Annotated in this window: 24 protein-coding genes; 14 read left to right on the top strand and 10 right to left on the bottom strand. The window is 71.2% G+C overall.

Features of this window, described 5'->3' with window-relative positions:
- The first annotated feature begins 21 nt into the window (after positions 1–21).
- From cseB to ACFY04_RS07685, 3 genes are all read left to right on the top strand, one after another.
- A complete protein-coding gene (gene cseB, locus ACFY04_RS07695) occupies positions 22–735 on the top strand; it encodes a two-component system response regulator CseB (protein WP_389114794.1) in 714 nt (237 codons plus the stop codon).
- Positions 732–2,051, top strand: a complete 1,320-nt coding sequence (gene cseC / locus ACFY04_RS07690) for a two-component system sensor histidine kinase CseC (protein WP_389114792.1) — start codon at positions 732–734, stop codon at positions 2,049–2,051. The genes cseB and cseC overlap by 4 nt, the downstream gene beginning before the upstream one ends.
- A 94-nt stretch (positions 2,052–2,145) precedes the next feature.
- On the top strand, positions 2,146–3,291 hold the full coding sequence (locus ACFY04_RS07685) for a LamG-like jellyroll fold domain-containing protein (protein WP_389114790.1): 1,146 nt from the start codon (positions 2,146–2,148) through the stop codon (positions 3,289–3,291).
- 88 nt (positions 3,292–3,379) lie between these two features.
- Here the strand turns inward: ACFY04_RS07685 and ACFY04_RS07680 are convergent, their stop codons facing one another.
- Complete coding sequence (locus tag ACFY04_RS07680; protein ID WP_389114789.1) at positions 3,380–3,982, bottom strand: M23 family metallopeptidase; 603 nt, start codon at positions 3,980–3,982, stop codon at positions 3,380–3,382.
- A gap of 332 nt (positions 3,983–4,314) precedes the next feature.
- Between ACFY04_RS07680 and ACFY04_RS07675 the strand changes: the two genes are divergently transcribed.
- Positions 4,315–7,365, top strand: coding sequence for an NACHT domain-containing protein (locus ACFY04_RS07675; protein ID WP_389114787.1), 3,051 nt, complete (start codon positions 4,315–4,317; stop codon positions 7,363–7,365).
- 74 nt (positions 7,366–7,439) lie between these two features.
- Here the strand turns inward: ACFY04_RS07675 and ACFY04_RS07670 are convergent, their stop codons facing one another.
- Positions 7,440–9,965: an ATP-dependent Clp protease ATP-binding subunit gene (locus ACFY04_RS07670; RefSeq protein WP_389114786.1), complete on the bottom strand. Its 2,526-nt coding sequence runs from the start codon at positions 9,963–9,965 to the stop codon at positions 7,440–7,442.
- A 462-nt stretch (positions 9,966–10,427) separates the two neighbouring features.
- Here ACFY04_RS07670 and ACFY04_RS07665 point away from each other — a divergent pair, with 462 nt between their 5' ends.
- Positions 10,428–11,060, top strand: a complete 633-nt coding sequence (locus ACFY04_RS07665; RefSeq protein ID WP_389114784.1) for an SCO3374 family protein — start codon at positions 10,428–10,430, stop codon at positions 11,058–11,060.
- Positions 11,061–11,064: 4 nt separating this feature from the next.
- On the opposite strand, the gene ACFY04_RS07660 is transcribed toward ACFY04_RS07665, so the two are convergent.
- The 7 genes from ACFY04_RS07660 to ACFY04_RS07630 form a co-directional block, all read right to left on the bottom strand.
- Complete coding sequence (locus tag ACFY04_RS07660; RefSeq protein WP_389114783.1) at positions 11,065–11,400, bottom strand: Lsr2 family protein; 336 nt, start codon at positions 11,398–11,400, stop codon at positions 11,065–11,067.
- A gap of 165 nt (positions 11,401–11,565) precedes the next feature.
- Positions 11,566–12,096 (bottom strand): amino-acid N-acetyltransferase, encoded by a 531-nt coding sequence (locus tag ACFY04_RS07655; RefSeq protein ID WP_030727070.1) that lies wholly within the window; start codon positions 12,094–12,096, stop codon positions 11,566–11,568.
- Between the two features lie 11 nt (positions 12,097–12,107).
- Positions 12,108–12,560, bottom strand: coding sequence for a BlaI/MecI/CopY family transcriptional regulator (locus tag ACFY04_RS07650; protein WP_389114782.1), 453 nt, complete (start codon positions 12,558–12,560; stop codon positions 12,108–12,110).
- Positions 12,561–12,661: 101 nt separating this feature from the next.
- Positions 12,662–12,826: a hypothetical protein gene (locus ACFY04_RS07645; RefSeq protein WP_301368259.1), complete on the bottom strand. Its 165-nt coding sequence runs from the start codon at positions 12,824–12,826 to the stop codon at positions 12,662–12,664.
- A gap of 14 nt (positions 12,827–12,840) precedes the next feature.
- Complete coding sequence (locus ACFY04_RS07640) at positions 12,841–13,404, bottom strand: hypothetical protein (protein WP_389114843.1); 564 nt, start codon at positions 13,402–13,404, stop codon at positions 12,841–12,843.
- Positions 13,405–13,501: 97 nt separating this feature from the next.
- Positions 13,502–13,687 (bottom strand): DUF397 domain-containing protein, encoded by a 186-nt coding sequence (locus tag ACFY04_RS07635; protein ID WP_382549025.1) that lies wholly within the window; start codon positions 13,685–13,687, stop codon positions 13,502–13,504.
- Between the two features lie 285 nt (positions 13,688–13,972).
- Entirely contained in the window at positions 13,973–15,103 is a 1,131-nt protein-coding gene (locus ACFY04_RS07630; RefSeq protein WP_389114781.1) for a threonine aldolase family protein, read from the bottom strand.
- A 112-nt stretch (positions 15,104–15,215) separates the two neighbouring features.
- On the opposite strand from ACFY04_RS07630, the gene ACFY04_RS07625 reads away from it, so the two are divergent.
- The 5 genes from ACFY04_RS07625 to ACFY04_RS07605 are packed head-to-tail and all read left to right on the top strand — an operon-like array spanning position 15,216 to position 20,648.
- Positions 15,216–16,127 (top strand): Rossmann-like and DUF2520 domain-containing protein, encoded by a 912-nt coding sequence (locus ACFY04_RS07625; protein ID WP_389114780.1) that lies wholly within the window; start codon positions 15,216–15,218, stop codon positions 16,125–16,127.
- Positions 16,124–17,116 carry a pantoate--beta-alanine ligase gene (gene panC / locus ACFY04_RS07620; protein ID WP_389114777.1) on the top strand — a complete coding sequence of 331 codons (993 nt, stop codon included), beginning with the start codon at positions 16,124–16,126 and terminating at the stop codon, positions 17,114–17,116. Before ACFY04_RS07625 ends, panC begins: the two co-directional genes overlap by 4 nt.
- Entirely contained in the window at positions 17,113–18,864 is a 1,752-nt protein-coding gene (locus ACFY04_RS07615) for an L-aspartate oxidase (protein ID WP_389114776.1), read from the top strand. Before panC ends, ACFY04_RS07615 begins: the two co-directional genes overlap by 4 nt.
- A gap of 2 nt (positions 18,865–18,866) precedes the next feature.
- Complete coding sequence (nadC, locus tag ACFY04_RS07610; RefSeq protein WP_389114842.1) at positions 18,867–19,835, top strand: carboxylating nicotinate-nucleotide diphosphorylase; 969 nt, start codon at positions 18,867–18,869, stop codon at positions 19,833–19,835.
- 3 nt (positions 19,836–19,838) lie between these two features.
- Positions 19,839–20,648: a type III pantothenate kinase gene (locus tag ACFY04_RS07605; protein ID WP_389114774.1), complete on the top strand. Its 810-nt coding sequence runs from the start codon at positions 19,839–19,841 to the stop codon at positions 20,646–20,648.
- 49 nt (positions 20,649–20,697) lie between these two features.
- Here the strand turns inward: ACFY04_RS07605 and ACFY04_RS07600 are convergent, their stop codons facing one another.
- On the bottom strand, positions 20,698–21,135 hold the full coding sequence (locus tag ACFY04_RS07600) for an ATP-binding protein (protein ID WP_389114772.1): 438 nt from the start codon (positions 21,133–21,135) through the stop codon (positions 20,698–20,700).
- Positions 21,136–21,335: 200 nt separating this feature from the next.
- Here ACFY04_RS07600 and ACFY04_RS07595 point away from each other — a divergent pair, with 200 nt between their 5' ends.
- The 4 genes from ACFY04_RS07595 (at position 21,336) to ACFY04_RS07580 (ending at position 25,580) form a co-directional block, all read left to right on the top strand.
- Positions 21,336–22,187, top strand: a complete 852-nt coding sequence (locus tag ACFY04_RS07595) for a helix-turn-helix transcriptional regulator (RefSeq protein ID WP_389114770.1) — start codon at positions 21,336–21,338, stop codon at positions 22,185–22,187.
- 14 nt (positions 22,188–22,201) lie between these two features.
- Complete coding sequence (locus ACFY04_RS07590) at positions 22,202–22,393, top strand: DUF397 domain-containing protein (protein ID WP_389114768.1); 192 nt, start codon at positions 22,202–22,204, stop codon at positions 22,391–22,393.
- 80 nt (positions 22,394–22,473) lie between these two features.
- Complete coding sequence (locus ACFY04_RS07585; protein ID WP_351148330.1) at positions 22,474–22,890, top strand: hypothetical protein; 417 nt, start codon at positions 22,474–22,476, stop codon at positions 22,888–22,890.
- Between the two features lie 5 nt (positions 22,891–22,895).
- Positions 22,896–25,580, top strand: a complete 2,685-nt coding sequence (locus ACFY04_RS07580) for a KGGVGR-motif variant AAA ATPase (RefSeq protein ID WP_389114767.1) — start codon at positions 22,896–22,898, stop codon at positions 25,578–25,580.
- Positions 25,581–25,600: the final 20 nt, after the last annotated feature.

The raw sequence follows: 25,600 nt of genomic DNA, 5'->3' as shown, positions 1-25,600 counted from the left end.
GAACCGAGGCGAGGCTCCCGCATGGCCGAGACCCATGTCCTGTTCGTGGAGGACGACGACGTCATCCGTGAGGCCACGACCCTGGCGCTGGAACGCGACGGGTTCGTGGTCACGGCCATGCCCGACGGCCTGTCCGGGCTGGAGTCCTTCCGCGCGAACCGGCCCGACATCGCCCTGCTGGACGTGATGGTCCCGGGCATGGACGGCGTGAGCCTGTGCCGCCGCATCCGCGACGAGTCCACCGTCCCGGTGATCATGCTCTCCGCGCGCGCCGACTCCATCGACGTGGTGCTGGGCCTGGAGGCGGGCGCCGACGACTACGTCACCAAGCCCTTCGACGGATCCGTGCTCGTGGCCCGGATCCGCGCGGTGCTGCGCCGCTTCGACCACTCCGGCGGCCCGCAGAACGGCGGAGCGAACGGGGCCGGCAACGGCTCGGACGCCGAGCGCGGGGTCCTCTCCTTCGGCGACCTGGAGGTGGACACCGAGGGCATGGAGGTCCGCCGGGCGGGCGCCGCCGTGGCCCTGACCCCGACCGAGATGCGGCTGCTGCTGGAGTTCTCCTCCGCGCCCGGCACCGTGCTCTCGCGCGACCGCCTGCTGGAGCGGGTCTGGGACTACGACTGGGGCGGCGACACCCGCGTCGTGGACGTCCACGTCCAGCGGCTGCGCACCAAGATCGGCCAGGACCGGATCGAAACGGTCCGGGGCTTCGGATACAAACTCAAGGCATGAGACGGCTCACCCTCCGCACGGGGATCCGCTGGAAGATCACCGTCGCCATCGCCTCCGTGGGCGTCCTCGTCACGATCGCGCTGAGCCTGGTGGTGCACAGTGCTGCCCGCGTGTCGATGCTGGAGAGCGCCCGCGAAGTGCAGCTGGAGCGCGTCCAGTTCATCTCCCGTAACGCCGATGCCGGGCGCAAGCCGCCCATGGGTGCCAAGCTCAACGATCCCGAACTGCCCTCCGAGCTGCGGCACAAGGCGCAGTCGGGCCGGCGCGGGACCTACGTCCAGGAGCGGCCGGACGGGGGGCTTCCCGAGGTGTGGGCCGCCGTACCGCTCGGGAACGGGCAGGTGCTGTCGCTGCACACGCCGTTCCGGGAGAGCACCAATCTGCTCCCCGACCTGGACCGGGCCCTGCTCATCGGCGGGCTGTCCGCCGTGATCGGCGGCTCGGCGCTCGGCGTGCTCATCGGCGGGCAGATCTCGCGCCGGCTGCGCAAGGCCGCGGCCGCCTCGCAGCGGGTGGCGCACGGCGATCCCGACGTCCGCGTACGGGATGCGGTCGGCGGTGTCGTGCGGGACGAGACGGACGACCTCGCGCGGGCCGTGGACGCCATGGCGGACGCCCTCCAGCAGCGGCTGGAGGCCGAACGACGGGTGACCGCGGACATCGCGCACGAACTGCGGACTCCGGTGACGGGCCTGCTCACGGCGGCGGAACTGCTGCCTCCGGGGCGGCCGACGGAGCTGGTGCGGGACCGGGCCCAGGCCCTGCGCGCACTGGTCGAGGACGTGCTGGAGGTGGCCCGGCTGGACAGCGCCTCGGAGCGGGCGGAGCTCCAGGACGTGGCGCTGGGCGAGTTCGTGAGCCGGCGGGTGGCGTCGCTGATGCCGGAGGCGACCGTACGGGTCGTCGCGGACGAGATCGTCAGCACCGACCCGCGCCGCCTGGAGCGGATCCTGGGGAACCTGCTGGCCAATGCCGCGCGCTACGGGCAGCCGCCGATCCAGGTCGACGTCGAGGGCCGGGTCGTACGGGTCCGGGACCACGGGCCGGGCTTCCCCGAGGCGCTGCTGCGCGAGGGGCCGAGCCGCTTCCGCACCGGGTCGACGGACCGCGCGGGTGTGGGGCACGGGCTGGGGCTGACCATCGCGGGGGGCCAGGCGCGGGTGCTGGGCGCCCGGCTGACCTTCCGTAACGTGGCCGCCCGGGGCGGCTCGGAGCGCGCGGGCGCGGCGGCGGGTGCGGTGGCGGTCCTGTGGCTGCCGGAGCACGCGCCGACGGCGACGGGCAGCTTCCCGATCCTCAAGCCGCCGCAGGGCTGAACCGGGGCGGGACGGGCAGGTCGGGCGGGACGGGTACCGGGCCGTATCCGCCCGGGGGTCCGTGACGTGGCATCCGTGACTTAGCATCCGTGGCATGAGCGACGGTACGAATCCCCCGAGCCACCCGCAGCCCGAGCCCGCCCCAGGGAGCGGCGGATACGGGTTTCCGCCGGGACCGCCCGCGCAGGACGGCTACGGCTACCCGACCCAGTCCGGCGGCTACGGCTACCCGCAGACGGGGCAGCAGCCGAACCCGTACCAGCAGGACGCGGAGGGCGGTCAGTGGCCTCCGGCCCAGCCGGCCTTCACGAGACTGGCCGGTCCGGACCTCCCCGGCGCGTCGCAGGAGCCGGACTGGGAGGCCATGGCCGACCGCTCCGCGGCCGAGCGGCGCAGGAAGCGGCTGTGGATGCTGGGCGGCAGTGTGACCGTGCTCGCGCTGCTGGCCGGCGGAGGAACGTTCTTCCTGCTGGGCGGCGACGAGGACGGACAGGACGCCCAGCCCTCGAACGCGGCCTCCGCCTCCGCCTCGCCCGAGCCGGAGGACTCGAAGGGGCCCGCCGCCTACACCGCGACCGTCGCGGGTGACGACACCCTGCTGCGCGACAGCTACGGCAGCATGGGGATCCGGCTCGGCCCCGACCTCAAGGTCGGCCCGCTGGGCAAGCGCTTCCAGGTCATAGGCAAGGGCAACGGGAACTCGTGGGGGCAGTCCGCCGAGCCGGTCGTGGACGTGACCAAGAGCTTCACCGTGACGGCCCGCGCCTACAACTCCGCCGCCAAGGGCTCGCGGATCATCATGAGCCAGGGCGACGGGGAGTCGTTCTCCTTCGAGCTGGGCGTGAACGAGGTCAACGGCAAGCAGGCCTGGATCTTCCGCGTGCAGACGGGCGACAAGGGCGCCGCGGCCACCACGCGGACGGTCACCGCCGAGGGGCTCAGCATGGTCAAGACGCCCACGCTGCTGATGGCCACCTACGACGCCGAGAAGAAGGCCATCGCGCTCTACGTGGACGGCAAGAAGGCCGGCGAGACCCCGGTGCCGCCGATCTGGCCGGCTCCTGGTCCGCTCCAGCTCGGCCGGTCCAAGCACCACAACATCTGGACCGGTCCGTGGCAGGGCGCCCTGCACAGCATCAAGCTCTACAACATGGCCTTCACGGAGGAGCAGGCCACCGCGTACAAGGAGGGGAAGCTCGAACCATCGCCGAAGCCGACCCATGCCTGGCTGCTCACCTGATCGGTGAGCAGGGCGGGTCGGCCGGTACGACGGGCGCCGCGGGCGCCGCGGATGCGGCGCGTACGGCGGGTGCTGCGGTCGGGACGGGTCAGACGGTGACGCCGTTGGTACGCAGGAAGGCGACCGGGTTGACGGCCGAGCCGTAGTTCGGGGTGGTGCGGATCTCGAAGTGCAGGTGCGGGCCGCTGGAGTTGCCGGTGTTGCCGGACAGGGCGATCCGCTGCGAGGCGTTGACCTTCTGGCCGATCTTGACCTGGATCTTCGAGAGGTGCGCGTACTGCGAGTACGTGGCGTTGGCGTGCTTGATCACGATGGCGTTGCCGTACGCGGGGCCGTCGCCGCCGCCGTTCGGGCCCGCCTTGACGACGACGCCGGCGGCCGCGGCCTTGACCGGGGTGCCGACCGGGGCGGCGAAGTCCTGGCCGGAGTGCTTGTGGGACCACATGTTGCCGCCCTTGCCGAAGGTCGCGGACAGCGTGTACTTCTCCAGCGGCTTGTCCCAGAGACCGGACTTCGAGCCGCCCGCGGCACCGGCGGCGCCGGCTGCCTTGGCTGCCTTGGCGGTGACGGCGGTCTGCGGGGCGTCTGCGAACGCGGCGGTCGTGCCCGCCCCGAGGGCCAGCACGGCACCGAGAGCGGTGGTGCCGACAGCGATACGGGTACGACGGGTGTAGACGCGCTTCGCGAACATGTGCAGACCTCCGGGGCCGGGGACAAGGGGGGTTTCACACCTGTAAGAGGCATGAAGTGACCCGGCACGATCGAGCGAGTGCCGGGTTGGCTCATCTTTGGTAACCCGTGCCCCGGGACTTCCCCAAACGTCCCGATTACTAGCGGAACTCGTAGCGGTGCCCGTGTGACGTGCCCCGTTGACGGCCTCTCTCCAGGGGCGGAGGTCCCGTGGCAGGGCATATTTGATCTACGAAACGACCTAGTACGTCCGATTTGTCCTGTGCGGCTTGTCACCGGCCACCCCACCGAAACCAAGGCCGTCTGAGGCCCAGGTCACTAGGCTCCGATGCCGTGGACGCATCGGTGGTGGGGATCCGGCTGGCCTCGGGGGTCGTGGCACCCCTCGTCAGGAAGCTCTTCCGGCAGGAGGGGGCGGGCGCGGGGCTGGTGGACCGGCCGCACCGCATCTCCTCCTACGTGGCCTGGCGCGAGAAACGCGAGCTCGGCGCCGCCGACCTGCGCACACTCGCCGACCGCCTGGTGAAGGAGGCCTTACGGGCCCCCGGGGAGCGCCCCCTGCCCCCGGGCGATGAGGCGGGCGTGTCCGCCGCCCTCGCCGCCACCCTGCACGCGCTGGGCGGCCTCGCCCTCTCCGACGTGGAGGCCGTCCGCCTCGGACCGCAGGCCTTCGCCCGGAAGCTCCGGGCCGCCGGGCCGCACCCCGGGCTCTCCCGGGACGCCGAGCTCTTCCACGCACGCCTGGTGGACCTGGCCTGCCTGCACATCCTGAACTTCTTCACCCAGCGGTCCACCTTCGTGGCGGCCACCTTGGTCGAACAGAGCCGGCTGCACGCCGAGACCATCGCCAAGGTGGACGAGCTGCTGACCCGCCTGCCCCGCCAGGACGGCCGGGACACCGCCTTCGAGACCCGCTACCTGGACTATCTGGCCCGGCGCCACAGCACCCTCACCATCTTCGGCCTGGACCTGGCCCCCGACTCGTCCCGCTGGCCGCTCGACGCGGCCTACGTGAGCCTGGAGGTCTCCACCACCCCCGGAGCCGGGGCAGGAGCCGGGGCCGGGGCCGGGGGAAGGGCCGGGACACGGGCCGTCGAGCTCCCCGCCCCCTACTCCCTGCCCACCGACCGGCTGCTGGCCGAACACCACCGCGTCCTGCTGCGCGGCGAGGCCGGATCCGGCAAGACCACCCTCATCCAGTGGCTGGCCGTCTCCGCCGCCCGGGACCACGGCGACGGGCTCGTCCCCTACGTCCTGCCCCTGCGCACCCTCACCCGGCACGGCGAGCGGCTCCCCGCGCCCCGCGGCTTCCTCGCCGGCACCCCGCTGGCCGGGGAGGCCCCCGAGGGCTGGGAGGGCCGGGTCCTGCGCGACGGGCGCGCCCTCCTGCTGGTCGACGGCATCGACGAGATCCCGGAGGCCGAGCGCGGCCGCGCCCGGGACTGGCTGGCCGACCTGATCACCGCCTACCCCGGCAACCGCTGGCTGGTCACCTCACGGCCCTCGGCGGTCCGGCAGGACTGGCTGGTCGGCGTGGACTTCTCCGAGGTGACCCTGGCCCCGATGAGCCAGGCGAACGTACGCGCCTTCATCGAGCGCTGGCACGCGGCCGCGGACCATGCCCCGGCGGAGTACCGGGAGCAGCTGCTGGACTCCGTCGCCAGGAAGCCGGACCTGGCCCGGCTCGCCACCAATCCGCTGCTGTGCGGCCTGATCTGCGCGCTGCACCGGGAGCGCCGGGGCTTCCTCCCCTCGGGCCGCAAGGAGCTGTACGCCGCCGCGCTGTCGATGCTGCTGGACCGCCGCGACCGCGAGCGGGGGGTGCGCCTGCCGTATCTGGCCGAGGAGCCCCAGCTCCAGCTGCTCCAGCGGCTCGCGTACTGGCTGATCCGCAACGGCCGCACCGAGATGGACCGCTCCCGGGCCGAGGCGCTGATCGCGGACGCGCTGCCCGCCGTACCGGCCGCCGGTGCCCTCGGCGACGCACGGGCCGTGTTCGGCCACTTCCTGGAGCGCACCGGCCTGCTGCGGGCCCCGACGGAGGACACGGTCCAGTTCGTCCACCGCACCTTCCAGGACTTCCTGGGGGCCCGGGCGGCCCTGGACGAGGGCAGCCTCGGCGAGCTGACGGGGCACGCGGACGACGACCAGTGGGAGGACGTCATCCGCATGGCGGTCGCCCAGGGCCGCCCCCGCGAACGCACCGAGATCATCCGGGGCCTGCTGGCCCGCGACTCGCAGCGGTCGGTCCTGCTCGCCCTGGCCTGCCTGGGGTACGCGGCCGAACTCGATCCCGTACTGCGCGCCGAGGTCGAGCGGCAGGCGGGCCGGCTGATCCCGCCCGCCAGCGTGGGCATGGCGCGCGAGCTGGCCCGTATCGGGCCCCTGGTCCTGGAGCTGCTCCCGCCGCCGGAGCGGGCCCCCGCCGGTCCGGCGGCCCTGCACACGGTCCAGGCCGCGGGCGGGGTGCTGTCGGAGCTCGCGATCCCCTTCCTCGTCGGCTACACCGGCCACCCCTCCTACGAGGTCCGCGCGGAGCTGGCCAGGCTCTGGCCGCGCTTCGAAACGCGCCGGTACGCCGCGGAGGTCATCTCCCTGCTCCCCGCAGACCAGAACGTGACGGTCGTGTCAGACGCGGAGCTGGCCGCCCTGGCCGAGTTCTCGCCCCGCCGGGACCTGAACGTGGTCGGTGAGGTGACCGGCGAGGCCCTCTCCGGCTATCTGGGCGCGGTCCGGGCCCAGTACCTCGCCGTGCGCGGCAACGGCCTGCTCACCGACCTCGGCTTCCTGAAGGGCCAGGACGCGCTGCTCGCCATCGAGATCTCCCACTGCTCCGGGATCCGGGACCTGGAAGGGCTGATGGGGCTGCCGGTCCGGTCGGCCGTGCTCGACCTGCGCGACGCCCTCCTCCCCATCGGCCCCGTCCTCGCCGGCTGGACCTCCCTGCGCGGCCTCGTGCTCCGCGGCACCCACGCCAACTGGTCGCTGGACGGGTTCGCCCCCCGCGTCGAGCTGGACAGCGTGAACATCTACTCGGTGACGCCCGACGCCGCCGGACCCGTCGGTCTGTCCCGCCACCGCGGGCTCCGGTCCGTCTCCCTCGGGGAGTGCTGGGCCCCGAGAGACCCGGCCGAGTGGCAGGAGCTCGCCCTGCTCACGAGGCTGACCGAGCTCGCCGTACCGGACCTGTCCCTCGATCTCGTCCCCGACGGCCTGCGCATGCCCTCGGTGGAGCAGCTCCATGTGCCCCGAAGCACGGGCCTGGGCCCGGAGATCACCCGCCGGCTGCCCACGGTCTTCCCCGGCCTGAGAACCGTGTCCGGGGATTTCGACGAGTCGGCCATCGGCGCGCTGCCCCCGCACATCCGGGTGACCCGTTCGTAAGGGCTGTCCCGCCGAAAAGGGGCGGCCCCGGGACTTTTCAGTCCCGGGGCCGCCCCTTTGGTGCTCAGCCGCGCTTACGCGCCCTTCGACAGGTCCGGGCCGGAGCCCGTGGGCTCGATCGGGGGAAGGTCGGGCAGAGCCGACTTCTCCTCGCCGCGGAAGGTGAACTTGGCGTCCTCGCCCTCACCCTCCTTGCCGACGACCACGATCTGACCGGGACGCAGCTCGCCGAAGAGGATCTTCTCCGAGAGCATGTCCTCGATCTCGCGCTGGATGGTCCGGCGCAGCGGCCGGGCACCCATGATCGGGTCGTAGCCGCGCTTGGCGAGCAGGAGCTTCGCGTCACCGCTCAGCTCGATGCCCATGTCGCGGTCCTTGAGGCGCTCGTCGACCTTGGCGATCATGAGGTCGACGATCTGGATGATGTCTTCCTCGGTGAGCTGGTGGAAGACGACCGTGTCGTCGACACGGTTGAGGAACTCGGGCCGGAAGTGCTGCTTGAGCTCTTCGTTGACCTTCGCCTTCATCCGGTCGTATCCGGTCTTGGTGTCGCCCTGGGCGGCGAAGCCCAGGTTGAAGCCCTTCGAGATGTCCCGGGTACCCAGGTTGGTCGTCATGATGATGACCGTGTTCTTGAAGTCCACGACCCGGCCCTGGGAGTCGGTCAGGCGACCGTCCTCCAGGATCTGGAGAAGGGAATTGAAGATATCCGGGTGGGCCTTCTCGACCTCGTCGAAGAGGACGACGGAGAACGGCTTCCGGCGCACCTTCTCGGTGAGCTGGCCGCCCTCTTCGTAGCCCACGTAGCCGGGGGGCGAACCGAAGAGACGGGAAACCGTGTGCTTCTCGCTGAACTCCGACATGTCGAGGGAGATCAGCGCGTCCTCGTCGCCGAAGAGGAATTCGGCGAGCGTCTTGGAGAGCTCGGTCTTACCGACACCGGACGGACCGGCGAAGATGAACGAGCCACCCGGGCGCTTCGGGTCCTTCAGACCCGCACGGGTACGGCGGATCGCCTGGGAGAGCGCCTTGATGGCGTCCTTCTGGCCGATGACCCGACGGTGGAGCTCGTCCTCCATGCGGAGCAGTCGCGAGGACTCCTCCTCGGTGAGCTTGAAGACGGGAATGCCGGTCGCGGTCGCGAGGACTTCGGCGATGAGCTCCTCGTCGACCTCGGCGACGACGTCCATGTCGCCGGACTTCCATTCCTTCTCGCGCTTGGTCTTCCCCGCCAGCAGCTGCTTCTCCTTGTCGCGGAGAGAGGCCGCCTTCTCGAAGTCCTGGGAGTCGATGGCCGACTCCTTGTCGCGCCGCACGTTCGCGATCTTCTCGTCGAACTCGCGGAGGTCCGGCGGCGCGGTCATCCGGCGGATGCGCATCCGGGAGCCGGCCTCGTCGATCAGGTCGATCGCCTTGTCCGGGAGGAAGCGGTCCGAGATGTACCGGTCGGCCAGAGTCGCCGCGGCCACGAGAGCCGAGTCCGTGATGGAGACGCGGTGGTGGGCCTCGTAGCGGTCGCGCAGGCCCTTGAGGATCTCGATCGTGTGGGGGAGGGAAGGCTCCGCCACCTGGATCGGCTGGAAGCGGCGCTCAAGGGCCGCGTCCTTCTCGAGGTGCTTGCGGTACTCGTCGAGCGTCGTGGCACCGATGGTCTGGAGCTCACCACGGGCCAGCATGGGCTTGAGGATGCTGGCGGCGTCGATCGCGCCCTCGGCGGCACCCGCACCCACGAGGGTGTGGAGCTCGTCGATGAACAGGATGATGTCGCCGCGGGTGCGGATCTCCTTGAGCACCTTCTTCAGGCGCTCCTCGAAGTCACCGCGGTAGCGGGAACCCGCGACCAGGGCGCCGAGGTCAAGCGTGTAGAGGTGCTTGTCCTTGAGCGTCTCGGGAACCTCGCCCTTGACGATCGCCTGGGCCAGGCCCTCGACGACGGCGGTCTTGCCGACGCCGGGCTCGCCGATGAGGACCGGGTTGTTCTTCGTACGGCGGGACAGCACCTGCATGACCCGCTCGATCTCCTTCTCGCGCCCGATGACCGGGTCGAGCTTGGATTCGCGGGCCGCCTGGGTGAGGTTGCGGCCGAACTGGTCCAGGACGAGCGAGGTCGAGGGCGTGCCCTCGGCCGGGCCGCCGGCCGTGGCCGACTCCTTGCCTCCACCGGTGTAGCCGGAGAGCAGCTGGATGACCTGCTGCCGGACTCGGTTGAGATCGGCGCCCAGCTTCACGAGGACCTGGGCGGCGACGCCCTCGCCCTCGCGGATCAGGCCGAGCAGGATGTGCTCGGTGCCGATGTAGTTGTGGCCGAGCTGGAGGGCCTCTCGGAGCGAAAGCTCCAGGACCTTCTTCGCCCGCGGGGTGAAGGGGATGTGGCCGGACGGGGCCTGCTGCCCCTGACCGATGATCTCCTCAACCTGCTGGCGAACAGCCTCGAGCGAAATCCCGAGGCTCTCCAGGGCCTTAGCGGCGACACCCTCACCCTCGTGGATCAAGCCCAGGAGGATGTGCTCGGTGCCGATGTAGTTGTGGTTGAGCATCCGGGCTTCTTCCTGAGCCAGGACGACAACCCGCCGCGCGCGGTCGGTGAACCTCTCGAACATCGTTTATCGCTCCTCAGAGCGGTCGGGCAGTTCGGGGTCGGTCCCCGCCCTGTCCTTCCGCATGCTAGTCCCGCGGGGCGGGACAGCTCATTCCAACTGCCGACATCCGTCCGCGGCTCACCCCTGCATCAGCGGGAAAACCGGCTTGAAGAGCCGACAACTGCTCCAACTCGATGGTGCGAGACGATGTTCCCGCAGGCCAGGCAGATACCCGTCATGCGTGTACGCCGACGGCGAACGGAGGCCCGTCAAATCAGCGTGTCGCCCCGATCCACTAGGAATGTCTTACCCGTAAGGACTGACACTCCATGCCGGTGCCGCCGGTTCCCTCAGCTAAGGGCGAACACGGTTGCGTCCCGAATGCGGACTCCGGACTCGTCTGACGTTTACGTTCCGCATGGTGGTGAGTGCGGTGTGTCACATCGAGCGTAACCCCGGGGCGTTTCGGAAGTTGCTCCGGACATGGCCGCAACCCTCCCGCCGCTCGCCCCGCCGACCGTGCCGCCGCCCCGCCCGGCGCCCGAGGAGGACGCGTACGCCTCCTGGTACGGGAGAGTGCTCGGCTGGACCGTCACGGGCGGGCCGCCGGCCCAGCTCGCGACCGGGATCCGGTTCGACGTGCTGGAGCTGCCGTCCGACGCGGGGGCCGCACTGCTGCGCAGGCCGGTCGCCACGGGCCCGGTGGCCCTGATGGGGCGCCGGATGCGGTTCCTGGTGGCCGCGGGGAGCGCAGAGGAGCTGGACGGGCTGCTCGACTGGCTGGAGTGGGGCGGGGTCGCCCTCGATCTCGCCGCCCTGGGTGCGGGTGGCCGGATCACCGCCCCGGTGCCGCCGGGGTATTGCGTACGGGACGGGAGTCCCCGGGGGGCCGCCGTGTGGCTACGGCCCCCCGAGCAGGGGTGCGAGGCACTTCTGCCTGCCCTGTCCGGTCCCGGACAGGGCGCCGGTCCCGGGCGGGTGAGCGCCGGGCCCGATCTCGTGCGCCTGGTCTCCGCGGCGGCGACGGAATGCCACCGCGCGCGGCTCCGGCGCCGTACGCCCCTGCGGAGCGCCGTGGCCGGGCCTCCCTCGCGGGCCGGCCGGGTCAGTCCCTGACGGGTCAGCCCCGGTTCTCGTAGGCGTCGCGGATCTCCTGCGGTACGCGGCCGCGGTCGTTGACGCTCATGCCCTGGGACTTCGCCCAGGCGCGGATCTCTGCGGTGTCCGGGTTGCCGGACGCCGCGGCCGTACGGCCCTTGGTGCGACCGGTGGACGCGCGGCCACCGATACGGCGGCCGCCCTTGGTGTACGGGTCGAGCAGACCGCGGAGCTTTTCAGCGTTGGCGGTGGTGAGGTCGATCTCGTAGGTCTTGCCATCCAGAGCGAACGTCACCGTCTCGTCCGCCTCGCCACCGTCGAGGTCGTCGACAAGAAGGACCTGAACCTTCTGTGCCACCGGGATTTCCTTTCATCGAAAAGCAGTACGCGGAAAGGAAACCGCTTTTGCCTGGAAAACACAAACCCCCGGGGAGAGGTTCGAGACCGCAACAGGGCGGGAAACGTGCGCGATTCGGACATAGGCCACAGGTGCGCGGAGCGCCGGAAAAGCTGAGGCCATCGCTCAGAGGTGCAGAAGCATCCGACTGTTGCCCAAGGTGTTCGGCTTCACTCGTTCGAGACCGAGGAACTCGGCGACACCCTCGTCATAGGAACGCAGCAGCTCCATGTAGACATCGGTCTTGACCGGGGTCTCGCCGATCTCGACGAAGCCGTGCTTCGCGAAGAACTCGACTTCGAAGGTGAGGCAGAAAACCCGGCTCACCCCGAGGGTACGGGCGGTACGCAACAACTGCTCCAGCACCTGATGCCCGACTCCGGCACCCTTCAAGCCCCGGTCGACGGCGAGAGTGCGCACTTCGGCAAGGTCTTCCCACATCACGTGGAGAGCGCCGCAGCCGACGACCTGGCCGTCGGACTCGCGTTCCGCGACCCAGAACTCCTGGATGTCCTCGTAAAGGACGACCGGAGCTTTGTCGAGCAGGATCCGCTGCTGCACGTACTGGTCGAGGAGGCGGCGCAGCGCGGGAACATCACGCGTCCGGGCACGGCGGATCGTCACTGTTTCTGCATGTGCAGTGGAAAACTCTCCCATGGCTGCGGACGTTATCGCCCCGGCTCCTGCGGGCGCTCGGCGGACTCCCCCTCGGCCGCGGGCGGAGCGGGGGGTTCGGGGGCGGTGTCGGAGGCCGACTCGTCGTCGTACTGGACGACCCGCACGGCGTCGCGGAGGGCTTCCCGCTGTTCCGCGGACATCATGCCGAAGAAGGCCACGAGCGCGGCCGCGGGGTTGTCGCTCGTCGACCAGGCTTCGTTCATCAGTGCGGCCGAGTAGGCGGCGCGGGTGGAGACCGCCGTATATCGATAGGCGCGGCCTTCGGCTTCCCGGCGGACCCAGCCCTTCTGATGGAGATTGTCCATAACGGTCATGACCGTGGTGTACGCGATGGACCGTTCCTGCTGGAGGTCTTCCAGTACTTCTCGCACGGTGACCGGGCGGTTCCACTGCCACACCCGTGTCATGACGGCGTCTTCGAGTTCTCCCAAGGGGCGAGGCACAGCAGCACGATAGTGCGGCTTGTGCGGAATTGCCCGACTATTCGCTCGGCAACGCGCAAGAAAATCGGGCGCACGGCCGGTGAAGCCGCACGCCCTGAGGGTTACTTCTGCTGCTGGGTGGCCTCGGCCCGGGCGAGCACGGCGTCGACCGCCGCGTCCTCCTTGGCCTTGTTGGAACCGCCCTGGCTCTTCACGATCGTCATGACGAGGGCGATGAAGAACACGGCCATCACGAAGGGGGGCACGAGCGCGGAGACATAGTCCATGCCCCACAGCGTAGCTACCCGGCGGCCCGCCCGGCCGCCGGGGGCGGGCTGGGCTTGCGGCGTGGCGGGAACACCTCGCCAGGGGTCGGAATCGGCCGCTCCGGGCGCGGCGGCTCCTTGGGGTGCGGCGCCGGACGGGCCGGCTGCTCGTCCTTCTCCTTGCCGCCGGCCAGGGCCAGCAGCCGGGTCCGGGGCGCTGGGGCGGTCGACAGCCGCCGTCGGACGGAGCGCTCCGCGACCGTGCGGACCCGTTCCAGCAGCGCGGCGGCGACCGGATTGGCGCGGAGCGCGCGCAGGGCGGCGAGGTCGTCGGGCTCCGGTTCGTACCCGGCGGCCAGGGCGTCCTGCAGCAGCTCCAGGTAGCCGGAGAGACTGCCGGGCAGGGCGCCGCGGTAGCGGGCGAGGTCCGCGAGGAGGAACGCTCTGAGCCGGCCCGCCTCCTGGACCGCTTCGTCCACCGACCGCGCGAGGCGCAGGCAGTCCTGGACCTCCTCGGCCGCCAGGGGGGCCGAGGAGGACTGAAGGGCGTGGGCGATGAGGCGCCTGAGCAGGTGCAGCTCAGCGGCGCTGAACGCCATGCCGCCGCGGGATCCGTAGGGCGTGGGCATGGGCCGAAGATACGCGCTAATCGGACAAAATCCCCTGATCGCGGGTGCGGCGCGCTCGGCGGGTCCCTCAGCCGGTCTCTTTGACCGCGCGCAGGAAGTCGGCCCAGGCGGCCCGGGTGGTGGCGAGCACGAGGTGGGCGGGGTCGGCGCGGTCGGCGACCTTGACGAGCGCTCCGGGGGCGGTGGCGACGTAGACGCAGGCGTCGCCCTCGCTGCAGAACGAGGACTTCCGCCACGCGGGCTGAGTGGTCATGGTGTCTCCTCCGGGCGCGGTGGCCGGTAATTGCCGTCAATGACGGTAACTCCGTGGCCGGCCCGCGCCGGCGGCTTTCGGGAATTCGGCGTTTCGCCCTTGCCTTCCGAGGGGCGGGGCGGGTACCGCTGCGCGGGGCCTCTCCCCGCCCCGCCCTTTCGCCGTTTCCCGGGGCTCCGCCCCGGAGCCCGCGCCTCGAACTCCCCCGGCCACCGCTGGGAGGTGCCCCCCGGCCAGGCTGGATTTCGCAGTCCTAGGTCCGGTGAACCTCGCCGGTCACAGCCCTTAGATCCGGGCCACGAAGGCCGAGACTGCTTCGTGGACGTCGGACTCCGTCCAGGACAGGCCCGGCTGCGTGATTTCCAGTTCCGTCACCGCCAGGCCCGGCGGGCCGTCGGCGGACCAGCGGCGGAAGAGGACCGTGCCCGTCTCCTCGGCCTGCCGCAGGCCCGCCTGCGTCAGCCGGTCCGGCTCGTACGGGAGCCACACCTGGAACTGGTGGGTGTGCGGCTCCTCCGGGTTGATCCGGGCCCACGGGACCCCCGAATCCGCGAACGCCGAGCGCAGCGCCCGGGCCACCACCCGCGCCTGGGCCACGTACGACGGCAGCCGGGGCAGTTCCCGTTCCAGTCCGGCCAGTGCCGAGAGGGCCTGCGGGAACTGCCGGAAGATCTGGCCGCCGTAGCGGTGGCGCCAGATCCGGGTCTCCTCCACGAAGTCCCGCGGCCCCGCCAGGGCCGCCCCGCTGAGGCCGCCGAGCGACTTGTAGAAGGAGACGTACACCGAGTCCGCGAGGCCCGCGATCTCCGGCAGGGTGCGGCCGAAGTGGACGGTGGACTCCCACAGCCGGGCCCCGTCGAAGTGGACGACCGCGTCCCGCGCCCGGGCCGCTTCGGTGAGCGCCTCCAGCTCCTCCCAGGTGGGCAGCAGGAAGCCCGCGTCCCGCAGGGGCAGCTCCACCATCAGCGTGCCGAAGGGCTCCCGGAGCGACTCGACGTCCGCGGCCGACGGCGGGCGGGCCTCCGTCGTCGGGTGCGCCACCCGCAGCCCGGAGACGGCCGACAGGGCCTCCTCCTCCCACCGCTCCGGATGGCTCATCGGGTGCAGCGCCACCACCGGGTTCCCGGTCCGGCCCGCCCAGCACCGCAGCGCGATCTGCTGCGCCATAGTGCCGCTGGGGAAGAACGCCGCGTCCTCGGTCCCCAGCAGCTCGGCGACCTTGCGCTCCAGTGCGCCGACGACCCCGTCGCCGTAGACGTCGGCCGGCCCGTCCATGTCGTACGGGGCTTCGGCGAGCGAGCCGAGCAGCTCGCCCACGGTGGGCTCCAGCAGGCTGCGCGACAGCCTCCGCTCCGCCCCGCGCCAGGCCGCGACCAGCCGCTTCGTACGTTCGATGTCGTCGCTGTCATCACTCATGGGGAAAGATCCTCGCTCCCGTCACCGCCGACCGGCCAACTGCCCCAGGAGCTAGCATGGCGGCGTATCGTCCGGTACCCCCCGCGGACTGGAACGGAAGGGCCCTCCCCGCGTGAATCCATCACAGCAGCCCCGCCCTGCCCGGCTCGCCGTCGGCGTCGTCGGAGCCGGCCGCGTCGGTCCCGCGCTGGCGTGTGCGCTCCAGCAGGCCGGGCACCGGCCCGTCGCCGTCTCCGGAGTTTCCGACACGTCCGTGCGCCGGGCCGCGCGGATGCTGCCCGATGTGCCGCTCGTACCGCCCGCGCAGGTGCTGGAGGTGGCCGACCTGGTGCTCCTGACCGTCCCCGACGATGCGCTGCCGTCCCTCGTGGAGGGCCTCGCCGAGACCGGCGCGGTCCGGCCCGGGCAGCTCCTGGTGCACACCTCCGGCCGGTACGGGACCTCCGTGCTCGACCCGGCGCGGCGCGCGGGCGCCCTGCCGCTGGCCCTGCACCCGGCGATGACCTTCACCGGTACCGAGGTCGACGTGCAGCGGCTCGCGGGCTGCTCCTTCGGGGTCACCGCCCCCGAGGAGCTGCGCCTGGCCGCCGAGGCCCTGGTCATCGAGATGGGCGGGGAGCCCGAGTGGATCGCGGAGGAGAACCGTCCGCTCTACCACGCGGCCCTGGCCCTCGGCGCGAACCACCTGGTCACGCTGGTCGCCCAGTCGATGGAGCTGCTGGCCAAGGCCGGGGTGGAGCACCCCGACCGGATGCTCGGCCCGCTGCTCGGCGCGGCCCTCGACAACGCCCTGCGCTCCGGTGACGCCGCCCTGACCGGGCCGGTGGCCCGCGGGGACGCCGGTACGGTCGCCGCGCACGTCTCGGAGCTGCGCAGGCACGCGCCCGGCGCCGTCGCCGGGTACCTGGCGATGGCCCGCACGACCGCGGACCGGGCCCTCGCGCACGGTCTGCTCAAGCCCGAACTCGCCGAGGACCTGCTCGGAGTGCTCGCCGACACGGAGACCGACGGGGGCGACCGGTGACCGACCTGCTGCTGCACACCGCCGAAGAGCTGCACAAGCTGCCGCGCACCGGCCGCCGGGCCGTGGTGATGACCATGGGCGCCCTCCACGCGGGCCACGCCACCCTGATCCGCACGGCCCGCGAACAGGCCGGGCCCGAGGGGCAGGTCGTCGTCACCGTCTTCGTCAACCCCCTGCAGTTCGGGGCGGGCGAGGACCTCGACCGCTACCCCCGCACCCTCGACGCGGATCTGCGGATCGCCGAAGAGGCGGGCGCCGACGCGGTGTTCGCCCCGGCCGTCGACGAGGTCTACCCGGGCGGTGACCCGCAGGTGCGGATCACCGCCGGCCCCATGGGCGAGCGTCTCGAAGGGGCCACCCGCCCCGGGCACTTCGACGGAATGCTGACCGTCGTCGCCAAGCTGCTCCACCTCACCCGCCCCGACCTGGCCCTCTTCGGCCAGAAGGACGCGCAGCAACTGGCGTTGATCCGGCGGATGGTGACCGACCTGAACTTCCCCGTCGAGGTGGTCGGCGTACAGACCGTCCGCGAGGAGGACGGGCTCGCGCTGTCCTCCCGCAACCGCTACCTCTCGACCGCGGAGCGGCACACCGCCCTGGCCCTGTCCCGCGCCCTGTTCGCCGGCCGGGACCGGCTCGCCGCGCAGGCGGCGCTGCGCGCCCGCGCCGAGGCCTCCCCGGCCAGCGACGAGCGGGCCACCGCCCTGGCCCGGCTGGGCGAGATCCGTGCCTCCGCCGACGCGCACGCCGTCTCGGCGGCCGGCGCCGGGCTGCCGGACGCCGTACGGGCCGCCGCGCTGCACGTCCTGGACGAGGCGGGCCGCCACGAGCCGCCGCTCGTGCTGGACTACCTGGCGCTGGTGGATCCGCTGGACTTCACCGAGACCGGTCAGGACTTCACCGGGCAGGCCGTGCTGGCCGTCGCCGCGAAGGTGGGCTCGACCCGGCTGATCGACAACATCCCATTGGAATTCGGAGCACACTCGTGAGCACCCCAGGCAGAGGCATCCCGTCGGGCGGGGCAGGCGCAGGCACCGGCATACGGCTGCACGCACCGGCCCCCGGCTGGTCCCTCGACGCCGATGTCGTGGTCGTCGGCTCCGGCGTGGCGGGCCTGACCGCCGCGCTGCGCTGCGCCGCCGGGGGCCGCCGTACCGTCGTGGTCACCAAGGCCCGGCTCGACGACGGCTCCACCCGCTGGGCCCAGGGCGGTATCGCCGCGGCCCTCGGCGAGGGCGACACCCCCGAGCAGCACCTCGACGACACCCTGGTCGCCGGTGCGGGCCTGTGCGACGAGGAGGCCGTCCGGCTGCTCGTCACCGAGGGCCCCGACGCGGTACGGCGGCTGATGGCCACCGGCGCGGTCTTCGACACCTCCACGGAGACCGGCGAGATAGAACTGACCCGCGAGGGCGGGCACCACCGCCGCCGGATCGCGCACGCGGGCGGCGACGCCACCGGCGCCGAGATCTCGCGGGCGCTCGTCGAGGCCGTCCAGGCCGCGGGCATCGAGACCGTGGAGAACGCCCTCGTCCTGGACCTGCTGCAGGACGCGCAGGGCCGTACGGCCGGGGTCACCCTGCACGTCATGGGCGAGGGCCAGCACGACGGGGTGGGCGCCGTGCACGCGCCCGCCGTGATCCTCGCGACCGGCGGCATGGGCCAGGTCTTCTCGGCGACCACCAACCCGTCGGTGTCCACCGGTGACGGCGTGGCGCTCGCGCTGCGGGCCGGCGCCGAGGTCTCCGACCTCGAATTCGTGCAGTTCCACCCGACGGTGCTCTTCCTCGGCCCGGACGCCGAGGGCCAGCAGCCGCTGGTGTCGGAGGCGGTCCGGGGCGAGGGAGCGTACCTCGTCGACGCGGACGGCGTGCGCTTCATGCAGGGCCAGCACGAGCTCGCCGAGCTCGCGCCGCGCGACATCGTCGCCAAGGGCATCATGCGCCGCATGCAGGAGCAGGGCGCGCAGCACATGTACCTCGACGCCCGGCACTTCGGCGCGCAGATGTGGGAGCAGCGCTTCCCGACCATCCTGGCCGCCTGCCGCTCCCACGGCATCGACCCGGTGACCGAGCCCATCCCGGTGGCGCCCGCCGCGCACTACGCGTCCGGCGGCGTCCGCACCGACCTGCAGGGGCGGACCACCGTCCCCGGCCTGTACGCCTGCGGCGAGGTCGCCTGCACCGGTGTGCACGGCGCGAACCGGCTGGCCTCCAACTCCCTGCTGGAGGGTCTGGTCTTCGCCGAGCGGATCGCCCAGGACATCGTCGCCGAGCGGCCCGCCGGCAGCGGCCCGGGCATACCGGTCCCGGCGACCGGCCCGCTGCAGCCCGGCGGGGCCCGGTACGAGGTCCAGCGGATCATGACGGAGGGCGCGGGCGTGCTCCGCTCCGCCGACTCGCTCAGTACCGCGGCCGACGCCCTCGAAGCTCTGTACGCCACTGCCCTGAACGACCTCGAAGCGCACGGCAAGACCGCCGAGCCGGGCGTGGACACCTGGGAGGCCACGAACCTGCTGTGCGTGGCGCGGGTCCTGGTCGCAGCGGCGCAGCGGCGCGTGGAGACCCGCGGCTGCCACTGGCGTGAGGACCACCCCGAGCGGGACGATGCGCACTGGCGCCGCCATCTCGTCGTCCGGCTCTCGGCGACCGAGAAGCGCGCCCTGGTCGTCGTACCCACCGACTCCGCGGACTTCCCGTCCGTGCACCCCCTGAGCACCCCGAGCCTGGAGCAGTGACCGTGAGCACCCCCGAACTTCCCCTGATCGACCAGAACGACGGCGGCTGCGGCGACGACTGCGCCTGCGGCGACGGCGAGGAGAGCGGCCTGGACCCGGCGCTGGCGCAGCTGCTCGCCGACGCCGGCCTGGACCCGATCGAGGTCGAGGACATCGCGCACATGGCGCTGTCGGAGGACCTGGACGGCGGCGTGGACGTGACGACCGTCGCGACCGTGCCGGAGGAGGCCGAGGCCGTCGCCGACTTCGTCGCGCGCGAGGACGGTGTCGTGGCCGGTCTGCGGATCGCCGAGGCCGTGTTCTCCGTGGTCTGCACGGAGGCCTTCGAGGTGGAGCGGCACGCGGAGGACGGCGACGCCGTCACGGCCGGGCAGCTGCTGCTGTCCGTGCGCTCGCGCACCCGTGACCTGCTCACGGCGGAGCGCAGCGCGCTGAACATCATGTGCCGGCTGTCGGGCATCGCGACGGCCACCCGCCGCTGGGCCGACGTGCTGGAGGGCACCTCGGCGAAGGTCCGCGACACCCGCAAGACCACGCCGGGCCTGCGCTCGCTGGAGAAGTACGCGGTGCGCTGCGGCGGCGGCGTCAACCACCGGATGTCGCTCTCGGACGCCGCGCTGGTCAAGGACAACCACGTGGTGGCGGCGGGCGGTGTCGCGCAGGCCTTCAAGGCCGTGCGCGAAGCCTTCCCGGAGGTCCCGATCGAGGTCGAGGTCGACACGCTGGAGCAGATCGGGGAGGTCCTGGAGGCCGGCGCCGACCTGATCCTGCTGGACAACTTCACGGTCGAGCAGACCGCGCAGGCCGTGGCCCTGGTGGCCGGCCGCGCGGTGCTGGAGTCCTCCGGCCGCCTCACCCTGGACACGGCGCGCGCGTACGCGGAGACCGGCGTGGACTACCTGGCGGTCGGCGCGCTGACCCACTCCTCGCCGATCCTGGACATCGGGCTCGATCTGCGCGAGGCGGTGTAACCCGTGCTCCTCACCATCGACGTGGGCAACACCCACACGGTCCTGGGCCTGTTCGACGGTGACGAGATCGTCGAGCACTGGCGCATCTCGACCGACCCGCAGCGCACGGCCGACGAGATGGCCGTGCTAATGCAGGGGCTGATGGGCATGCACCCGATGCTCGGCAGCGAGCTCGGCGACGGGATCCACGGCATCGCGATCTGCTCGGCGGTGCCCTCTGTCCTGCACGAGCTCCGCGAGGTGACCCGCCGCTACTACGGCGACGTGCCCGCGGTGATCGTGGAACCGGGCACCAAGACGGGCGTGCCGATCCTCATGGACAACCCGAAGGAGGTCGGCGCGGACCGCATCGTGAACGCGGTCGCGGTGGTCGAGCTCTACGGGGGCCCGGCGATCGTGGTCGACCTCGGTACGGCGACCACCTTCGACGCGGTGTCCGCCAGGGGCGAGTACGTGGGCGGGGTGATCTCCCCGGGCATCGAGATCTCGATGGACGCGCTCGGCGTGCGGGGTGCCCAGCTGCGGAAGATCGAGCTGGCGCGGCCGCGCAACGTGATCGGGAAGTCCACGGTCGAGGCGATGCAGTCGGGCGTGGTCTACGGCTTCGCGGGGCAGATCGACGGGGTCGTGACCCGGATGGCGAAGGAGCTGGCCGGACCGCACGGCAACCCGGACGACGTGCGGGTCATCGCCACGGGCGGGCTGGCTCCGATGGTGCTGGGCGAGTCCTCGGTGATCGACGACCACGAGCCGTGGCTGACGCTGATCGGGCTGCGGCTGGTGTACCAGCGCAACGCGCCCAATTTCGAGTAGACCGGCACCGGGGCAGGGGCCGTACCCCGTGTGTACGGTCCCGGCCCGGTCAGGCACGGACTTCGACCCACAGCAGCTTCCCCCCGGCGTCCCCGTACAGCCCGGTCCCGCCGAGCGGATACCCGCCCCAGTTGGCGGCGTACGCCCGTACGAGGAACAGCCCGCGGCCTCGCTCGGCATCCGACTGTGGTGTCCGGCCGGGGGAGTCCGCCCCGAAGGGCGGCGGGATGTGCGGATTGCTGTCCCAGACGCTGACACGCAGCCGCTTGGACCCCATGGCCCGTAGCCGGAGCGTGTACGGGCCGTCGGAGTAGAGGTAGGCGTTGGCCATCAGCTCCCCCGCCAACAGCTCGGCCGTCTCGACGAGTTCGCTCATCGCGTGCGTCCGCAGCACGGAACGCAGGGTCTGGCGGGCGAGGCCGGGGGCGCGGGGATCTTGCGGGAGTTGCAGGCTGTAGGCCCACGACGGAGATACGGTGGCAGGCATGGAAGTCTCCGATCACGGAGGGGTGTTGGTCGCGTTGCGCTTGTTGCCCGGTGACCTTGCCGCTCCGTCGAACGGGGTGCTTCCGGGCGGGGTGGCCTGCGTCCCAGATTAGGGTCACGCAAGTGTTATTTGCGTGAATCTCGCGGGATCCAGGCCCTCATTCGCTCGTGTGAGTGAGACAGCTGCCGGAAGGGAGTGCAATGGCGGGGCGGGTAGCACTGACGGCCCGACGCATCCGCGTCGCGGTTGAGCTGCGCAAGTTGCGAGAACGCTCTGGGCTCACGGCAACCGAGGCCGCGCGTCAACTCGGCACCAGCCAGGGCCAGCTGAGCAACGTGGAAACCGGCAGGTTCGGCGTCTCTTCCGAACGCGTCCGCGCCATGGCCCGGGTGTACTCCGTCTGCGACCCCCTGCTCGTCGATGCGCTGGCCGCAATGGCGAGCGACCGTACGAAGGGCTGGTGGGAGCAGTACAGGGAGATCCTGCCGCCAGGCCTGCTCGACCTCGCCGAGCTGGAGCACCACGGTCTGGCGCTGCGCGCCGCCTACACCGTCCACGTGCCCGGCCTGCTGCAGACGGCGGAGCATGCCCGGGAGATCTTCGGGCACGTGCTGCCGCCACTGCCCCAGGCCGATGTGGAGCAGCGCGTCGCCCACCGGATCAAGCGGCAGGAAGTGCTTCACCGGGACGATCCCATCCCGTACACCGCGATCATTCATGAGGCGGCCCTGCGAATGAAGTTCGGCGGGCACTCCGTTGTGAAGGCCCAGCTGACCCACTTGCTGGAGATGGGGGAGCTGAGTCATGTCCGGATTCTGGTAATCCCCTTCGACGCGGGCTCCTTCCCCGGTTCCGGCCAGTCGATCTACTACGTCCACGGCCCCGTACCTCAGCTCGACACCGTCCACCTCGACCAGTCCCACGGCCCCGCCCTGGTCGACGCCGAGGCCCAGCTCGCCAAATACCGGCTGCTTCTGGACCGTATGGAGGGCGCGGCCCTCGAATGCGGGAAGAGCCGGGCCTTCATCCACAGCATCCTGCGCGCCCTGTGAACCGAGGAGTCCCCATGACTCAGCTCAGCTGGCGAAAATCGTCGTTCTGCCAGGAGGGAGAGGCCTGTGTGCACGTCGCGACGGCCGCCCCGGACGCGGCCGTGAAGGTGGCCGGAAGCGCCGACCCCGGCGAGGCCCACCTCACCCTCTCCCCGGCCGCCTGGTCGGCCTTCCTCCAAGCCGTGAAGAACCTCGGCGCCGCTTGAGGGAGGCTGCTTGCAGTCTGGGCCGACGGCGTCCTGAGAAACCTGCCCGCCTCTTCACCCACGGCAAGTAGCCTGGCGCGATGGTGGACGTGGGGGTGAGCGAGCTACGCCGGAGCCGCGAGCGACTCGCCAAGCAGGGGGAGGCCGCCGAGCAGGCGGGGGAGAACGCGGTCAGCGGACTGCTGCTCTTCTACGCTGCCGAGTGCGGGTTGAAGGCTGAGGTGCTGCGCTGGGTTCTGCGCTGCGAGGACACTTCCTCCTTACCCAGTGACCTGCGGACGCACAATCTGCGCCGCCTGGCCAAGGCCTTGAACCTCCAGGACCCCGCTCCTGGGCCGGACCCGTTGCGCTGCCATCGGCACAAGAACGGCGCCTGGATCGAGAGCCACGAGTTGCACGAAGCATGGCGCTATGGTGCAGAACTGCGCGCCGATGATCAGAAAGCGGCGGTGGAGGCTCTGAAGTCACTGGTGGAGGACGCCAGGAAGGGATCTTGAGCGCTATGACCGGCAAGCTCTTCACCTGGGTCGACATCGATTCCCGACTTGCGGAAGCAGCTGTGGAGGGCCAGTGGCCGCAATGGCTGCTGGAGGTCGATGCCTGGTGGGACGGGCTGGAGCTGACAGTCCTCCCGGGTACCGAGACCGCGACTGTCCGTGAGTGGCTGGACAGACAGTTCGGCCTCGGGTCCACCGCCGAACACGGAATGGGCCTGGAACTCACCCTGGACCGCCCCACGGCCATCGCTCCTCAATCCCTTCCCGTGCGTCTGGTTGAAGCCGCCGATCCCGGCGTGCTGCCTCACCGCCGCCCAAAACTCAGCGAACGCCGTGTCACCTCAGCTCTGAGCGAGGCACTTCCCCGCCCGGAGGTCTCACAGTTCGCCGGTGGCAAGCAGCTCACTGCCTTCCACTCCTTCAAGGGCGGCGTGGGACGCACACTGCACGCGGTGGCACTGGCCGACCTCCTCGCTTCTCAAGGTCAGCACGTCCTTCTCGTCGACGCCGACCTGGAGGCGCCCGGCATCACCTGGATGTATCAGGCGCAAGGGGGCCGCTGCGACATCGCGTACGAGGACCTCCTCGCCCTCCTGCACTCCTCACGGCAGGGCGACCCCACACAAGCGGTGGAAATCGCCGCCGCCTACCTGCCCAACCAGCGGGTCTCGCGCTATCCGGGCACAGGCCGCGTGACTGTCCTGCCGGCCAGTCGGCGCGTGCGGCTCGGGCCGCCCCGGATCGGGCCCGCCGACCTGCTGACCGAGGACCGCTCGCCCTACTTCCTCAGTGAGTCCCTGGTGGCCCTCGCGAACGCCGCCGAGGCCGACACCGTCGTACTGGACCTCCGTGCCGGCGCTTCGGAGCTGGCGGCGCCCATCCTGTTGGACCCCCGAGTGATGCGGGTGTTCGTCACTACGATCAGCAGTCAGTCCCTGCAAGGCACCGAGACCATGATCCAGCAGCTCGGGGCTCAGTCCCCGGCGGTGGTCGGAACGGATCCCACCCCTGCAGCGATCGTGACGCAGTACCGGCTCGACATCCATGACGCCCATGCCGAAGAGGCCCGCAGGGGACTCTCCGCAGCTCTGTCGTCCACGATCGTCCTGCCCGGCGGGATTGCTGACGAGTACACGCCCGAGGATCTGGCCGTGGACGAGCAGGTCCTGACCGAGCCTGTGCTGAGTCCGTTCCGCGAGGAGTTGCTGGCGCTTCCGCGAAGCTGGGACGCGGTGGTGGAGGTCATCCGGCGCTGTGGTCTCCCCGGTCTGCTCGCCGAATTCACCCCGAGCGTCGTACCGGCGGTCCCGACACGTTCCGAGGGGCGGGCCACGCTGGACGACAGTCGGCGTGCCCTGGAGAGCACCGCACGCCGGTTTGTCTTCGCCGAGCAGCGCGGTATGGATCCAGGGCTCGGATTCCTCACCACTGAGCCGGTGCGCCGACTGATCGCGGATCACAGCACCGACCTTCCGGTTGCGGTCGTCGTCGGCGCGAAAGGCGCAGGCAAGACGTTCACCTTCGCCAGGATGTGCGTTGCGGGGACCTGGGAAGCCTTTGCCCGGGAGAACGGGCAGAGCGTCGAACGGCGAGCGATCGTGATCCCTGTTCTGGACCCGGCCAACATCGCTGGGCCTCGGGCGGGCGTGGTGTCGCCGCAAGAGCTCAGAGACCGCGCGGCACGGGGGCCAGGCGTCACCGCGGACGAGATCCGAAGCCATCTGAACGCCGGCCTCAAGGACGAGCGGTCCGATGATCCGGAGTTCTGGCGGCTGCGCTGGCTGGAATGTCTGGCCTGGTCGGCAGGCGCCGACCGGGGTGAACCCGCTGAGGAATTCCTCATCGAACGGACTCTGGACGCCTCCGGGGCCTGCCTCTTCGTCATCGACGGCCTGGAAGACTGGCTGGAGTCACTGGAGGCGGAACCCAGACGCATCGCGCTGCGGACGCTGCTGATCGAGGTTCCGGCCTGGCTGCGTCGGCTTCGCAATCGCTCGCTCGGGCTCGTGATCTTCGTCCGCCAAGACCTGGTCCGCGCGGCGATCAGGCAGAACCTCGGCCACTTCCTCGACCTCTACGCACCCTATGAGCTGCGCTGGAACACCGAGGACGCCCTCCGGCTGCCGCTGTGGCTGGCGATGAACGCCGAGGCGTTGCCGACCGCCGATCTTCCGATCGCCGACATGGGCTACGACGAGCTCGTCCGGGCGCTCCTCCCCCTCTGGGGCGCGAAGCTCGGGACCGACAACTCCCGCGAGGCGTGGACCGAACGATGGGTTCCGGTCGCCCTCGCGGACTTCAACGAACAGATTCAGGCTCGCGATGTCGTCCGCTTCCTGTGCGAGGCGGCGCTCGCCTCCGTGGGCGATGCGAAATGGCCGGACAGATTGCTGACCCCGGTGGCCATGCGTCGCGCCCTGAGCGCGTGCAGCCGTGCGAAGGTGGAGGAGATCAACCAGGAGAATCCGCGTCTCGGAACGCTGCTGAGGCGCATGTCGACCTTTGCGGACTCCGTGAAGATGCCCTTCGACGCGGCGGACGTGGAACTGACGGCCGACGACGTCGAAACCCTGGGGCAGTGGGGTGTACTGGCCCGAGACATCGACGGGCGTTACCGCATGCCCGAGATCTATCGCCACGCCCTCGGCTTCCGCGCGCTGGGCAGGGCTCGGGTGGCCCGGGGTCTTTGAAGATCCAGAGGAGGCCGCAC

Origin of the sequence: Streptomyces sp. NPDC001549 (assembly GCF_042894025.1) — a bacterium.
Lineage (GTDB): Bacteria > Actinomycetota > Actinomycetes > Streptomycetales > Streptomycetaceae > Streptomyces > Streptomyces kutzneri.
Note: the sequence above shows the minus strand (reverse complement) of the source record. Positions and strands in the feature narration are given on the sequence as shown.

Bases quoted from the DNA above. Each gene is read 5' to 3' on its own strand.
- cseB (WP_389114794.1), top strand. From the start codon at position 22: ATGGCCGAGACCCATGTCCTGTTCGTGGAGGACGACGACGTCATCCGT.
- cseC (WP_389114792.1), top strand. From the start codon at position 732: ATGAGACGGCTCACCCTCCGCACGGGGATCCGCTGGAAGATCACCGTC.
- ACFY04_RS07685 (WP_389114790.1), top strand. From the start codon at position 2,146: ATGAGCGACGGTACGAATCCCCCGAGCCACCCGCAGCCCGAGCCCGCC.
- ACFY04_RS07680 (WP_389114789.1), bottom strand. From the start codon at position 3,982: ATGTTCGCGAAGCGCGTCTACACCCGTCGTACCCGTATCGCTGTCGGC.
- ACFY04_RS07670 (WP_389114786.1), bottom strand. From the start codon at position 9,965: ATGTTCGAGAGGTTCACCGACCGCGCGCGGCGGGTTGTCGTCCTGGCT.
- ACFY04_RS07665 (WP_389114784.1), top strand. From the start codon at position 10,428: ATGGCCGCAACCCTCCCGCCGCTCGCCCCGCCGACCGTGCCGCCGCCC.
- ACFY04_RS07655 (WP_030727070.1), bottom strand. From the start codon at position 12,096: ATGGGAGAGTTTTCCACTGCACATGCAGAAACAGTGACGATCCGCCGT.
- ACFY04_RS07645 (WP_301368259.1), bottom strand. From the start codon at position 12,826: ATGGACTATGTCTCCGCGCTCGTGCCCCCCTTCGTGATGGCCGTGTTC.
- ACFY04_RS07640 (WP_389114843.1), bottom strand. From the start codon at position 13,404: ATGGCGTTCAGCGCCGCTGAGCTGCACCTGCTCAGGCGCCTCATCGCC.
- ACFY04_RS07635 (WP_382549025.1), bottom strand. From the start codon at position 13,687: ATGACCACTCAGCCCGCGTGGCGGAAGTCCTCGTTCTGCAGCGAGGGC.
- ACFY04_RS07630 (WP_389114781.1), bottom strand. From the start codon at position 15,103: ATGAGTGATGACAGCGACGACATCGAACGTACGAAGCGGCTGGTCGCG.
- ACFY04_RS07600 (WP_389114772.1), bottom strand. From the start codon at position 21,135: ATGCCTGCCACCGTATCTCCGTCGTGGGCCTACAGCCTGCAACTCCCG.
- ACFY04_RS07595 (WP_389114770.1), top strand. From the start codon at position 21,336: ATGGCGGGGCGGGTAGCACTGACGGCCCGACGCATCCGCGTCGCGGTT.
- ACFY04_RS07590 (WP_389114768.1), top strand. From the start codon at position 22,202: ATGACTCAGCTCAGCTGGCGAAAATCGTCGTTCTGCCAGGAGGGAGAG.
- ACFY04_RS07585 (WP_351148330.1), top strand. From the start codon at position 22,474: ATGGTGGACGTGGGGGTGAGCGAGCTACGCCGGAGCCGCGAGCGACTC.
- ACFY04_RS07580 (WP_389114767.1), top strand. From the start codon at position 22,896: ATGACCGGCAAGCTCTTCACCTGGGTCGACATCGATTCCCGACTTGCG.